Source organism: Pedobacter indicus (genome assembly GCF_003449035.1).
In the GTDB taxonomy this organism is placed as follows: Bacteria; Bacteroidota; Bacteroidia; order Sphingobacteriales; family Sphingobacteriaceae; genus Albibacterium; species Albibacterium indicum.
In genome coordinates this window covers 429,348-444,103 of sequence record NZ_QRGB01000001.1, presented here as the reverse complement: position 1 = coordinate 444,103, position 14,756 = coordinate 429,348, and the positions used below count along the sequence as shown (strand labels likewise).

Sequence of the window (14,756 nt, the reverse complement as noted above, 5' to 3'; positions counted from 1 at the left end):
AATTAAAATGAAAAAGATATTTTTATATATACTTCCATTGGTCTTATTAGGATCATGTGTGAAGGGTCTAGATGACTACAATATAGACCAGAAGAACCCGTCGGAAGTTACCCCAGGGTCTTTATTTGCTAACTCGACTAAGGTAATTTCCGATATAATAACCACACCGAACGTTAATAATAACGTATTTCGGTTCTGGGTGCAACAGTGGACGGCAACTACCTATCAGGATGAGCCTCGGTATGATTTTGTAACCCGAAATATTCCTTTGAATTTTTGGAATCAGTTTTATCGTGAAGCTTTAATGGATTTGAAAACAAGTAAGGAGGTTGCTGAAGCAGATGAATTTTTAGATCCGGCTATTAAAGCGAATCAGGTTGCTCTTACAGAGATTCTTTCTGTATATGCATGGACCGTTATTGTTAATACGTGGGGAGATGTTCCCTATAGTGAAGCTTTAAATTTGGATGAATTCGGGCGACCAGTATACGACGACGCTGCAACTATTTATCAAGATCTATTTAGCCGTTTAGATGCAGCAATTGCTGCGATCGATCCATCTGCAGAAGGTTTTGGTTCATCGGATTTGATTTATGCGGATGATTTAAATGCTTGGGTGAAATTTGCACATAGTTTGAAAATTAAAATGGCAATCACAATTGCCGACGCTGATGCCGCGGCAGCACAATCCGCATTTACTTCATCGCAGGATAAAGCGTTTGCAAGTAATGCTGACAATGCAGCCTTTGCATATCAGGCAGCATCACCGAACAATAATCCGATTTCGAATAGCTTAGTACCACCGTTTACAGCTAGACAGGATTATGTTATAGCCTCTACGATTGTCAATAGGATGAATAGCTTGGAAGACCCTAGAATGGACTTCTTCTTTAAAGATAAGATTGATGGTAAGTATGTTGGGGGAACACCTGGTGTTACATCACCATTTGATGATTTTTCTCATGTAAGTGATAAAATCACAGATCCTACCTTTGAAGCTTTGCTCCTCGATTATTCGGAAGTTCTTTTCATTAAAGCCGAAGCGGCGGCAAGAGGCTGGGGTGGAAATGCAACCACTCTTTATCAAGAAGCTATTACAGCATCCATGCAGTATTGGGGTGTAGGAAGTGCTGACATCACAGCTTATTTAGCACGTCCTGATGTTAATTATAGCATTTCAAGTGCTAACTACAAGGAGCGGATCGGTAACCAGAAATGGCTTGCTCTTTACAATCGCGGTTATGATGCATGGGTAGAATGGAGAAGACTGGACTACCCTGCTTTATCTCCGGCTCAGAATGCCGATGGTCCGATGCCAACAAGGTTACCTTACTTAACTAGTGAATACACGTTAAATGAAGCGAATGTGTCGGCCGCTGCCGGTAAGATAGACGGCGGCGATGAAGCAGATGGAAAAGTATTCTGGGATAAGTTTTAGACCCGATAGATTTTAATTTCTTGAATATAAGAGTGCAGGATGACTACTCTTGGAAATTTCCAAGAGTAGTCATCCTGCATTCTTTACTATTACCAATTATCATTTTATTAAGTTATAAACCTAAAATAAATCAATTATGAAACAGATTCAACTTACACTATTAATTGGGCTTGTTGCTTCGTTTATAAGTTGCAATAAAATACAGATAGATGAACACGACATACATAATGTTGAAGCGAAGTCAAATGCGCTTTTATTTCAAACGCTAGGGAATCCTATTCCGCCTTTAGATTGGGAAAACATAGATTTCATGCCCACCCCAGACAATACGTTAATTCCCGTGCCATGGCAAAGCGGGATTTCAGGTGCAAAAATGGACGATGATATAATATTTGATTATAAGTCTGAAGACGGTTGGGATCTGGTGTACAATACTTTTAGCGAAACACAACAATTTAATAATCAGTATTTTATGCTCTATAATCGATATAATGGGTTATTAAGAGTATACTTCTATTTCGCTGCCGATAGTGAGTACCAGTCCAGTAACATAGCTCATTTTTTGAATTTACGAGGGAGCGCAGCGGGAAATTCTCCATTGCTCGCGTTTGCGGCTGGCGATCTAGTTGATATTAATAATGAAAATAATATAACAAGCGTAAGCCAGTTACAACCTTATAAAGTTTCGTCCACTGGGTCCTGGTATGCTGCGGAATTTGAAATAGCATATGATGCGAACTTAGCCAGTACACCTTTTAATGATTTACGATTGGAATGGCAGATAATTCCAAACAGTATACAGAACATCGTAATTAATGGGACCGAGACTGGTGACATTTCTGGAACAGTTGAGCGAATGTCAACCTCTCCTTCTTTTTTTGCGAACGCTGCTAATAGTATAGTTGATGCGGGAATAAAAGTTGGGGCTAGCGCAATATCGGATTCAACCAATGTTCTTAATTTTTTACCCAAAGCTATTAAAGGTGCTGTCATTAATGCGTTTTCGAACGGTGTGGGCGGAGTTGTGAAAGGATTTCTAAGTGGTATTCTTGGATCTAATACTTCTACTTCAGAACAAAAAGTTAAATTAAAGATTAATTCGCAGCTTTCATTTTCTGGTAATGCGACGACCACGTCACAGTTATACGATAATATTTTCGCCATCCCGGGCGCCTTTGGGGTTGAAAATACAATACCTTTTTTTCCAAATTATCAATATCCTTTAGGTGTTTTTTTTCTGTCAAATCGACCACTGGTGGATGTAGAAAGCTCTTCAACATTAGTTGATGATGAGAATGGGCGAAATTACCTTGTACAAGATATTTACTCGGTGAATGAGCAATCATTCGATGTGACATTTAATCCTGCAGTATTATCTGTTGCTTCGATTACAAATATCAAGAAAGAGGTGGTCGTAATGGATTTGCCTACGAATATTTACGGATTACAGAGTATATATGGTATTTATGAAAATATAGCTGGTAATACTGTATACACCGGGCATACTTTTGAGATTTCCCGTCTTGTGCCTCGACCTACACCGTTGAACCTAAAAGTCGGAGTTAGAGTATCGTTTGATGTAGTTCCCAATGATGGAGCATCGAAGACGACTATTGTGAAGACTTTCTTAGCTAGTAGGAGCTAGTATCGAGATGTAAGATGATTTGTCTTTTGACGTTATATCTAATAGCACCTTAGTTGATGAAGTAGATATTGGAGGTGTATGCAAAGAAATATTATTATTTGGAGTTCCAACTAAATGATATGATTGAAATTTATGGAACCGAGGAGACGGTTAGTAAAAAACGATAATCGTTAGGACATTTTTAGCTGAGGCTATCGATATATAATAATTATTCTATATCACTAAGTAGTGGGTTTCGCGTTGATATTATTCAACGCGATTTTTTTTGTTTTGTTATATGCTTGCGGCCTCTAACGTTCCACGCTATTGAGAATTTCTCAAATGCATCGAAAAATACCAAAGTGCATGTTACATAATACAATGCAAGCATGGTGTGTAGTATTGCGAATAAATCATTTTTAACGCTTGTATAGCGCATATTGTTAAGGATTTCTTAAAAATATAGTAACAATTATGTTACATAAGTAACATTATTAAAACATTCATTTAAGTTTGATCTATAGTTAACAGTAATATTACATAAAACAGAAAGGAATTTATAAGCGAAATTGTTACATCCGAATTGTAAATTAAGTAAAAAGATTCATCGAACTATGGTATCCCATATGTTCGATATCGACTTTCCCATTTAAAAATTTCTAAAACAAATTAATTTTAAACACATGAAACAAAAATTACTAGTTTTTTTCATGCTGAGTGTTATGCTGGTGGGTACAGCGTTTGCACAAAGCAAAACTGTTACCGGTACAGTCACAGCAAGTGACGACGGCTCGCCTTTGCCAGGGGTAACTGTAGTTGTTAGTGGTACCAATGAGGGGACACAAACTGATCCCAATGGAAGGTACTCTTTATCGGTGCCCTCTAATGCTGCGTCTCTAACATTTAGTTACATTGGTTTTGAGACTCAATCAGTCGTTGTTGGCAATAGAACTGATGTTTCTGTTGTGCTGCAGACTAGCGCAAGTACGTTGAGTGAAGTTGTGATAAGTGCTGGTGGTATCGAAGTTCAGAAAAAAGCACAAGGTTATGCTTCGACTGATATCAAAGCTGATGATTTAGTGACAGCGCGCCCGGTTAATATCGCAAGTGGTTTAAGCGGTAAAGTTGCCGGTATGAGAATCAACGCTACGAGTGGTGGTGTGAATCCGAATTATCGCGTTAATTTACGTGGGATGCGTTCGTTAACAGGAAACAACGAAGCATTAATCGTTTTGGATAATATTGTTGTACCTAATGAAGTTTTAGGTAACTTGAATCCAGAAGATGTTGCAAATATTACCGTTTTAAATGGGGCGGGTGCCTCTGCTTTATATGGTTCTGAGGCTTCTAACGGTGCTTTGATTATTACGACAAAACGCGGGCAAAGAGGAACGACGCGGGTAACTCTTTCTAATACAAGTACATTTGAGCAAGTAGCTTTTTATCCAGACCTTCAGACAACTTTCGGAGCAGGATCCGATCGCGATGTTCAAATTTATACGCCTTATGAGAATCAACAATTCGGACCCCGTTTTGACGGATCAATGCGAGAAATAGGCTATATTTTACCAGATCCTGATGCTACTTTGCAAAGTATACCGTATGCGGCCTCAAACGGAAAAAAAGATTTCTGGCAAGATGGTTATACTAATCAAACGGACTTAGCGGTATCCACTGGCTCAGACCGGGGCACGATGTACTTGTCTGCTCAGTACGCTGATGTTGAAGGGACAACCCCTGGTGATTTGTTCAATCGTGCAACTGTTCGTTTTAATGGAAATTATGAGATGGCCAAGAATTTGACTGCGTCTATCAGTTCTAGTTACACGCAAAATAACTACGATGTTACAACCTCGACGGCAACGTTGTACGATCAGTTATTGCAAACGCCAGCCAATATACCTGTTACAGCTTATAAAGACTGGAGAAATGATCCGTTCGCTAGCCCAGATGGATATTATAATGCTTACTACAATAACCCGTATTTCACTGCTGATAATAATCGTCGGGATGCTCGCAATGAATATGTTATTGGAGGGGTTGAATTAAAGTACGCGCCACTCGATTGGTTGGATTTTACATATCGTATTGGATTAACTTCGAGGAATTATACAGCTAAAGAGTTCCAGGACATCTATAGATACTCTCCGTTTACTCAAAGCCAAGCGCAGGCTTCAACATACAAAGTTCAGGATATAGCAGGTTCGACTTATGAGGCCAGTATGTCTACTACTCGCGTTAACAGTGACTTTATGGCCGGCTTTAAGAAAGACGTCGAAGATCTTACTTTCCGTCTGACCGTTGGTGCAGCTATTCGACAAGATCAAACGAGAAGTGCCAGTGCAGAAGTATTGGGGCTTGTCGTTCCGGGATTATTTAATCTAGGTAATAGTACTACCCCTCCGACTGCAGAAGAGTCAAATTATAAAGCGAGACAGGTTGGGTTGTATGGAGACTTAAATGTCGGATACCGTGATTATTTATTTTTACACGTTACTGGTAGAAATGATTGGATCTCGACGTTGCCGTTGAACAATAACTCATTCTTCTATCCGGCTGCAGACGTTTCATTTGTAGCAACTGACGCGATTGAAAGTTTGCAAGACATCGAAGCAATTGATTTCATTAAACTGAGAGCAGGTGTTTCAAAGACGGGTAACGTGAATCTGGGAAACCGTAGTCAGTTTGGGGCCTATAAACTAGATCCTACTTTTGGACAGGGTGCAGGTTATCCTTATAGCGGTACTGGTGGTTTTACAATCAATAACACCATGGTGGCAGCCAATTTGAATCCCGAAATTACTAGAGGCTATGAGTTTGGTTTTGATGCGAACTTTTGGTCGAATCGTATTCAGACAAAATTCACCTATTTTGATAACCAAACTACCGATCAAACTGTTCAGACCGGTGTTTCGTCAACGACTGGTTTCGCGACTTATTTGTTAAACGCAGCTAAAACGAGCAGTAAAGGGATTGAAACCTCTTTGCGTGTAGTACCGGTTCGCACTCAAGATTGGGAAGTGAGTATTGGAGGTAACTACAGCCACTACGACAATAAAGTGTTGGAAGTGTCAGACGATGCAGATCAATTGCAATTAGGTGCTTACGGATCGGGCGCAGGTTCATATGCTGTTAAAGGGCAACCATTTCCCGTAATTATGGGTACCACTCATGAGCGTGATGATCAAGGTCGGATTATCGTTGATCCAACTTCTGGTTATCCGACTGAGACTCAAAATATTTCAGTGTTAGGTAACGCTGCTCCGAAGCATATTCTTGGCGTTGATCTTGGAATTGCATGGAAAAATCTATATCTAAGCGCATTAGCTGAGTACCGTGGTGGATATGATTACTTCTTCGCAGGATCGACTATCGACTTCTCTGGATCGTCTATTGCGACAACTTATTATGACCGTGACCGTTTCGTGATACCAAATTCATCATACATGGATGAGTCTGGCGATTACGTGCCAAATACCAATATTACGGTAAGAGATGGTGGCCCAGGATTTTGGACAATGGCTGGTACGCGTACTGGTATTGATGAAAACTATGTAATATCAGGTGCATTTTGGAAGTTAAGAGAGGTTTCCCTGAGTTATGATCTTCCTGCCGAATTTTTGGCACGTAGTCAATTTATTGAGGGAGCGCGAATTAGTTTGCAAGGTCGAAATCTATTCATGTTAACACCTAAAACTAATATTTACACTGATCCAGAGTATAGCGATGGGGACGGGTTAAACAATGGTAATGCAATTGGTTTAGCCAACTTAGGTCAAACCCCTCCCTCTAGGTATTTTGGTTTAACAGTTTCCCTTACTTTTTAAAAGTTGATACAAATGAAAAAGATATTAAATTTATTATTGATAGGTTTTGTTGTTGTCGCCAGTTCTTCTTGTAAGAAGTTTCTGGACATCAACGAAAACCCCAATGATGCTCTCACTGCGACTCCAGAGCTGATTTTACCGCAAGCGATCACTGCCACCGCTAACCAGATGTATAATTACAATATATATGGTGGTCAAACAGTAGGCTACTATGCAAATGGTGGAGGTGTGAGCGGTTGGGGTTCCATTATAACATATAATTATACGACTACTGATTTTCAGGTTCTTTGGAATACCACATACGATATCCTTAATGACTTTGAATACGTTCTTAAGGATACTGAGCAAGAAGGAAATGAGCAATATGCATACTACAATGCAATTGCAAAAATAATGAAAGCATATAACTTTCAATTATTGGTAGATACCTATAACGACGCTCCGTATTCAGAAGCTTTTCAAGGAAATGAAGCACTAGCTGTTGGGTATGATGATGCGCCTACTATTTATAAGAATATAACTGATTTGGTAGACCAGGCTTTCAATACCATTGTAGAAGCTGATGACGATCTTGTTCTGCAAGTGGGTGAAGCTCAGGATCCCATGTTTGGTGGAGATATGTTAAGTTGGGCTCAATTTGCTCAATCTTTGAAATTGAAGCTAATTATACGAGGTGGAGACAAGGTCTCTTTTTCAAATAAGACCTTCGACGAATCAATCGGTTTCTTAGAAGACGACGCGATAGTAAATCCGGGTTATGCGAAAATCGATGACAAACAGAATAGGTTGTGGAATAACTGGGCATATAATGCAGCTGGTACAAGACAGACTAGGGGAGGACAATTTATTCCTACTCCTTACGTACTAGGATTCTATAGTGGCGATAAGATTTCTGATAATGCACGTGGAACTGCGGTATATAAAGCATTCTCAAATGGGTCAGCGCCTACGAACCAACTCGGTTATGAGGGATCCGATGCAAAAAGAGGTGAAAATCCGAATTCTTGGTTTAAAGGGACAAGTTCTACAAGTTATAGTGAACTGGGCATCTTTAAAGGATACGATGCTGGACAACCATTGATGTTAGCTGCTGAGGTTTATTTAAACAAAGCGGAAGCGGTTCTCAAGGGAATTATTTCTGGCGATGCAAAAGAAGATTTTGAAAATGGTATCATCGCTTCTTTCGCATACCTTTACAAAGACGCTGCTGGATCTATTCCCTCAAGCAGGGATTATGTTGGAGATGCGGAAGCTTATTTTACAACAAACAGTAATAATCCATTAGTTAACTTTTCTGGATCCAATGAGCAAAAGCTCGAAGCAATTATTACGCAAAAGTACATTGCTTATAATATGATTATGGGTCACGAGGCGTGGAATGATTACAGAAGGACAGGATATCCAAAAACGGTTGCAAATCCTCAGGGGAATGCGGTGAACTCCATGGTTTCTTTGGTTTCTCAAGCATCAACTCCTGATCGTCTTCCAACCAGACTTTTATATCCAGAATCTGAATTTAAGTACAATAGCAGTAATGTTATTACAGTCGATCCAAACAAGGATAAGATTTTTTGGGCTAAATAGTAAAAAAGAAAAGAAAATGAAAAAAATTATATATGTAATTGCGCTCCTTTTGACAGTCGGTTTCTCGTCTTGTCTTAAAGACGACGCTATCGTTGGACCAGAAGCGCCCGGATATATTCCGAATGTAATCGAGTTGTATAATATTGCTCCTGTCACTTCTCCTGAGACCGGTTCTACTTACCCCAGATGGACACTTGCCTTCGATCCACAAGAGGAAGTAGAACTAGATTTAGTGGTTAGCTACTCAGGTGCAGAGACCGCGCCAAATGATATAACTGTCAAGATTGTGGTTGATCCTTCAATCGCTTCAACTTATAACGCTGACAATGATAGTGAATACGAAGTTATTCCTGCAGAATGGATAGAGATAGCAAATGGCGGCACTGCTGTTATCAAACAGGGCGAAAAGAGAGTTACTATTCCAGTTAAAATTAAACTGGGCTTATTTGACTTAAGTACCGATTATGGTTTGCCAATCAGAATTGAGTCAGCAACGCACGGCGAAATCAGTGGTAATTTCGGGGCTGGTTTATACGCAGTTTCGCCAAAATCAATTTTGGACGGTACTTATACGAATACATTTCAGTCATCCGCGGGGTCTGGGGAAAATGAACAAACTTTCTCGACTGTAACTCCCCTTGTTGTTACAGCTCCCTTTATTGGCATCTACAGCAACGTGACTACGGTTACTTTAGATCCAGAGAACCCTACTCAAGTTATTAGTGTGGCCGTTTCCGGACTTGGTGAATCTTCAGTTGCAGCAGGCACTCTAGATCCGGCGAAAAACTATTATGACGAGGCAACAGAAACACTTTATTTGGATTACGATCTGCCTCCAAGCGCACATTGGGGTGTGCAAAAATTAGTAAAGAAGCATTAGAATAAATTCTAAAGTGATTTTATAAAAACAGAGACGGCCTCGATATTATATCGAGGCCGTCTCTGTTTTTATAAAAGATCCCAATAGCACCTAATAATCAGTGCTAGTCAAAAAAGGCGCCCTAAAATGCAGTTAGTAATTTGTCAATCTGGAGCATTCTCACACGTTAGTGGTCAGTATGTTGTAGCTAAACTTAATTTTATAAAATATAAATATTGTAATTTAACGTTCAATGCGCTAAGGAACATTGACAATATTATAAAATTTAAGTATTAATCTTGTTACTTTTCTTTGTTTTTTGATCCTTTCATTTATGTTTGGTTAATAAATTATAAATGATACGTTAATAAACAACAAGTTACACTAAGAAAATAATCAAGCTATACGTCAAAAAATTACATTCTAAATGGATGAGATAGGGCGGTCTCATTCTACTTCTCAAGAAGCCCGATTTCTAAAAACAAATTAAATTTTTTAAACACATGAAACAAAAATTACTTAGCATTCTTATGCTTTGTACTTTGCTGGTAGGAGTGGCATTCGCACAGAATAAAACAATTACGGGTAGAGTAACTTCATCAGACAATGGCGAGACGCTTCCAGGTGTTTCTGTTGTTGTCCCAGGAACGACTGTCGGTACACAAACTGACGTCAACGGCGCGTTTACGTTGCAGATTCCAACAGACGCAACTACTCTTGAATTTTCTTATATTGGATTCTTGCCACAGACTGTTACAATTGGTACGAATACAACATTCGATATAAGTCTAGTCGCTGATGCGACACAACTGGGAGAGGTTGTGGTTGTAGGTTATAGTACGACAACTCAAGGGGCTTTCACAGGTTCTGCAACCGTGGTGTCAAGTGAGGATCTGGATCGTAAGAATACTTCCGACATCTCAAAGGCATTATCAGGAGAGGTTGCTGGTTTACAGGTGGTTAACGGGAGTGGGCAACCAGGGCGATCTGCTACGATTCGTATCCGGGGGCTTGGTTCAGTTAACGGTAACCGCGATCCTTTATATGTGATTGATGGTGTGCCGATGGATGGAGGGAATACATCTACAAGTCCTTTAACATCGTTCAGCCCATTAACTTCAATTAATCCAGCTGATATTGAGTCGACTACAGTATTGAAAGATGCTGCTGCAACTGCGATTTACGGTGCAAGGGGAGCAAATGGTGTTATTCTAATTACCACCAGAAGTGGTAAAGGTAAGCCTTCATTTGTTGAAGTTGACGCACAGATAGGTTCAAATATGTCTTTGTTGCCACGTTATGACATAATTACTTCTCCGGAACAATATATTGGTTTGAGCTGGGAAGGTATGTACAATTATGCTGACGGTAGAGTTGATGATCCAACTGCTTATGCGAATGCCAATCTGTTCGGATCAGGCGGTATTAACGCTAAATATAATATGTGGAATGTGGCGAATGGTGGTGAGTTGATTGACCCAGCTACAAGAACGGTTAGAAGCGGTGTTACCAGGAGATATGATCCTGAAAGCTGGAAAGATCATGCTTTCCAATCATCAAACCGTACGGAAATGAACGTAAAGTTTGGAGGTTCTAATGACCGGACAAATTATTATTCTTCTCTTGGATACCTTGATGATAAAGGATATTCTATCAATTCAGATTACCAACGTTTATCTGCTCGTTTGAATTTGTTCCACGAAGTAAAACCTTGGTTAGATGCTTCAATGAACTTTGGTTATTCAAGAAGTGAAACTAACAATGGGGGACAGTCTCAAGATTCAGGAAGTGTATTCTGGTTTGTAGATAATATTCCATCGATTTATCCTTTGTTTGAGAAAGATGCTGATGGTAATGATATCCCTGAACCTATTTTCGGTGGGTCGACGTATGACTATGGTACAGGAAGAAGATTTGGTGGTTTGACGAACTCAATTGCTGATGCTCATTATAATACAAACAGACATAACCGGAATGACTTGAATGGTAATGTAGCCTTGAACTTTAAAATTCTTGAAGGCTTAACTTTTGAGAATAGATTGGGTGTTCAATATTATAACAATAAATATGTTGACCTGACAAATAAGTTTTACGGTTCAGCAGTTTCGCAAAATGGTAGTCTTTATCAGCAAAGAAGCGAAATGACTTCCTATAACCTATTAAACTTATTGAGATATAGAAAAAGATTTGGCGAGCATAACTTCGAAGCTTTAGCAGCGCATGAAGCAACGGATTGGAGCCGTAATATCTTGACTGTATCGGGATATAATTTGGTAGATCCTGATCTTGAAGAGTTTAGTAATACGGTAGTTTCTAACCCGATCGGGTCTTATACGAACAGATATAAACTGGAAAGTTATTTTGCTCAGGTTACCTACGATTATGATAATACATATTTTCTTTCTGCGAGCGCAAGACGTGATGGTTCTTCGCGGTTCGTAAAAGATAAATGGGGTAATTTTGGATCGATCGGTGCTGCATGGTTAATTTCGAACGAGGAGTTCATGCAGGATCAAAATGTGTTTAACTCATTGAAGTTGAAAGCTAGTTACGGTTTAATTGGAGAGCAAGCGGGTATCGGCTACTATCCTGGATATGACTTATATAGCATTGATAACTTAAATGACAATCCGGCTTTCTCTTTCTTCAGTAAAGGGAATGAGGATCTAACCTGGGAAACTTCTAAAATGTTCCAAACAGGTATTGAGTTTGACCTAGGTCAATATTTATCAGGTTCGATTGACTATTATATCAAAAATACAACTGATCTGATTTTTGACAGAAGAGTTGGTCCTTCAATTGGTTATGCCTTAATAAAAGTTAATGGCGGATCATTGAGAAATCAAGGCTTAGAATTTAACCTGACAAGCCGCGTATTGGAACAAGATGATTACTATTTAAATCTAAGCGTAAATGGAGAGTTGTTTAAAAACAAACTAACTAGTATGCCTATTGAACCTGCTACAGGATTAGAAAAAGATTTAGATATTCAGGGTTTATACGGATGGGCAACTGGTCACTCTGTATATGATTTCTATATGCGTGAGTGGGCTGGGGTTGATCCGGAGGATGGTGTAGGTATGTGGAATGCATATTACATAGATAACAATGGCAATGGAGCTGCAGATGCGGGCGAATACATTGCATCATTGGCTCAGTACTTAAATGAAAACCCTGATCAAGCAAGTGCAGTACAGAAAACGACGACAAAAACCTATGCGAATGCAACACAGACTTTTGTTGGGAAATCGGCTATTCCGAAGATAAGAGGTGCATTTAATTTGTCAGCTGGATACAAAAATTTTGATCTGACTGTACAAATGCTATATAGCTTTGGCGGTTATGCATATGATGGAGCTTATGCACGTTTAATGAGTAATGACCTAATTGGCGGAAATAACTGGAACACGGATATTTTGAATAGATGGCAAAATCCTGGTGATATAACTGATGTTCCTCGTATTTCAAACAACAGAGACGCTAACGTCGGATCGTCATCGACACGTTTCCTTACGAAAGCGAATTATTTGACTCTGAATAACGTTCGGTTAGGATATAACCTCCCATCGAATTTATTGAGTAATCTTGGTATAGCAGGAGCAACTATATGGGTGTCTGGAGACAACTTATGGGCTCACTCAGAACGTCAGGGTTTTTATACATTCACGTCAGAAGCAGGAAGCTCGGACATGTATAGATATTCCCCATTGTCGACGATTTCGGCTGGACTTAGAGTTAGGTTTTAATAAGATAAATTATACAAAATGAAAAAATATTTCAAAATGGCGTTCGTTACTGCACTCGCTCTTGGCGCGAGCAGTTGTGGAAAGGATTTTTTAGACGAAAAGCCATCACAGTACTTGTCACCGGGACAAATTGCCGATGCTACGGAATTGGATCCGGGATTAGCTCAAGCTAATATAGACGGTGTTTATGCATTGATGTACAAAGTTGGTACCGGAGGTACGAACCTTGATCACGATGATTTCGGACAAAAAGCGTATGATATCTATAGCGATATGATCGTTTCCGATATGGCTCTGGGTTCATTAACTTATGGATGGTACCGAGATGTGGCTCGGTTGAGTGCTACTACAGATTATACGGATACAGATGCTTACAAGCCGTGGCGCTATTATTACCAGATTGGTTTAGCTGCAAACGCGACAATCGAATTGTTGGGTGGCCCTGATGCTGAATTAGAAGGTAATAACGTCTTTATTATGGGTCAGGCTAAAGCTATGAGAGCTTATGCATATTTTTACTTGGCTCAGTTTTATTCTTCGGGATATGGAACTGGATCAGAAAAGATTTTACCGATATACAGAGATACGCAAGTTCCCAACCAACCTAAAAGTACGTCTGCAGAAGTTTATGAGTTTATCATAGAAAACCTTGAACAGGCAATTGTACACTTGGAAGGATTCAATAGATCAGCCAGCGCTAAGAATCAAATTAATCAAGATGTAGCGAAGGGTCTTCTTGCTTACGCTTTGACAGCTCGGGGCTCAGCGGAAGATTTGCAGCGAGTAGTTACATTGACTGATGAGATTATTAACAGCAATGCTTATCCGTTGACGACTAGAAGCCAAACGGTTGCTCAGTTCAGAACACCTCTTACTGCAACTTCTGAGTTGCTTAATCCTGAGTCTGGCTTCAATGATGTGAACACACCAAGCTGGATGTGGGGGGTTGACCTTACGTTGGACAGTGATCTTGACTTAGTTTCGTGGTGGGGACAAGTGGATCTATTTACATATAGTTATGCCTATGTTGGTGATGCTAAAATAATTGATGACGGTTTATATGACGCGATCCGTGAAGACGATATACGTAAAAATCAATTCGTGGATGTTGATGGGGACGGTAAACTTTGGCCTATTAACAAGTTTTACTGGTCGGGTCGAACTAAATACTTAGCTGGCGATGAATTCGGTGGTCAGAGATACATTATTACCGACTATGTTTACATGCGTGTTGAGGAAATGTATTTGCTGAACGCAGAAGCAAAAGCTAAACTTGGTCAAGACGGACCAGCAAGAGAAAGATTAAAAGATATCTTGAAGTTGCGGGTAGACGATTACAACTATGTTGATGCTTTAAGTGGTGAAGCTTTGCAAGATGAAATTTACTTGCAAACCAGGATTGAAATGTGGGGTGAAGGGAAAGCTTATTTAGCGATGAAAAGAAATAAGGCCACGGTTAAAAGAGGGTCAAATCACCTTGAACACGCAGGTCAGTCATTTCCGTACAATGCTGATGAGTTAACTTTCGACATTCCTCAAGCAGAAGTGTTGAATAACCCATTCTTAAATCAATAATTTGTTAGTTTAGCACTATGTGCTTTTAAATAGGAAAAGCCGTCTCAACTGGGACGGCTTTTCCTATTTAAAACATTCGGTTTCTTTCGACTGTTAAATGTCA

7 protein-coding genes are annotated in these 14,756 nt (G+C 39.6%); all 7 read left to right on the top strand.

All coding sequences use genetic code 11. The annotated features are described in order from the left end of the window. Positions 1–7 precede the first annotated feature (7 nt). The 7 genes from D3P12_RS02085 (at position 8) to D3P12_RS02055 (ending at position 14,653) form a co-directional block, all read left to right on the top strand. A complete protein-coding gene (locus D3P12_RS02085; RefSeq protein WP_118193431.1) occupies positions 8–1,438 on the top strand; it encodes a SusD/RagB family nutrient-binding outer membrane lipoprotein in 1,431 nt (476 codons plus the stop codon). Between the two features lie 136 nt (positions 1,439–1,574). Further along, positions 1,575–3,083, top strand: coding sequence for a hypothetical protein (locus D3P12_RS02080; protein WP_118193430.1), 1,509 nt, complete (start codon positions 1,575–1,577; stop codon positions 3,081–3,083). Positions 3,084–3,745: 662 nt separating this feature from the next. Further along, a complete protein-coding gene (locus D3P12_RS02075) occupies positions 3,746–6,889 on the top strand; it encodes a SusC/RagA family TonB-linked outer membrane protein (RefSeq protein WP_205941051.1) in 3,144 nt (1,047 codons plus the stop codon). 12 nt (positions 6,890–6,901) lie between these two features. After that, on the top strand, positions 6,902–8,473 hold the full coding sequence (locus D3P12_RS02070) for a SusD/RagB family nutrient-binding outer membrane lipoprotein (RefSeq protein ID WP_118193429.1): 1,572 nt from the start codon (positions 6,902–6,904) through the stop codon (positions 8,471–8,473). 16 nt (positions 8,474–8,489) lie between these two features. Beyond that, a complete protein-coding gene (locus tag D3P12_RS02065) occupies positions 8,490–9,353 on the top strand; it encodes a DUF1735 domain-containing protein (RefSeq protein WP_157970239.1) in 864 nt (287 codons plus the stop codon). A gap of 482 nt (positions 9,354–9,835) precedes the next feature. After that, positions 9,836–13,078 (top strand): SusC/RagA family TonB-linked outer membrane protein, encoded by a 3,243-nt coding sequence (locus tag D3P12_RS02060; protein ID WP_118193427.1) that lies wholly within the window; start codon positions 9,836–9,838, stop codon positions 13,076–13,078. 18 nt (positions 13,079–13,096) lie between these two features. After that, positions 13,097–14,653, top strand: a complete 1,557-nt coding sequence (locus tag D3P12_RS02055; RefSeq protein ID WP_118193426.1) for a RagB/SusD family nutrient uptake outer membrane protein — start codon at positions 13,097–13,099, stop codon at positions 14,651–14,653. The last annotated feature ends 103 nt before the right edge of the window (positions 14,654–14,756 follow it).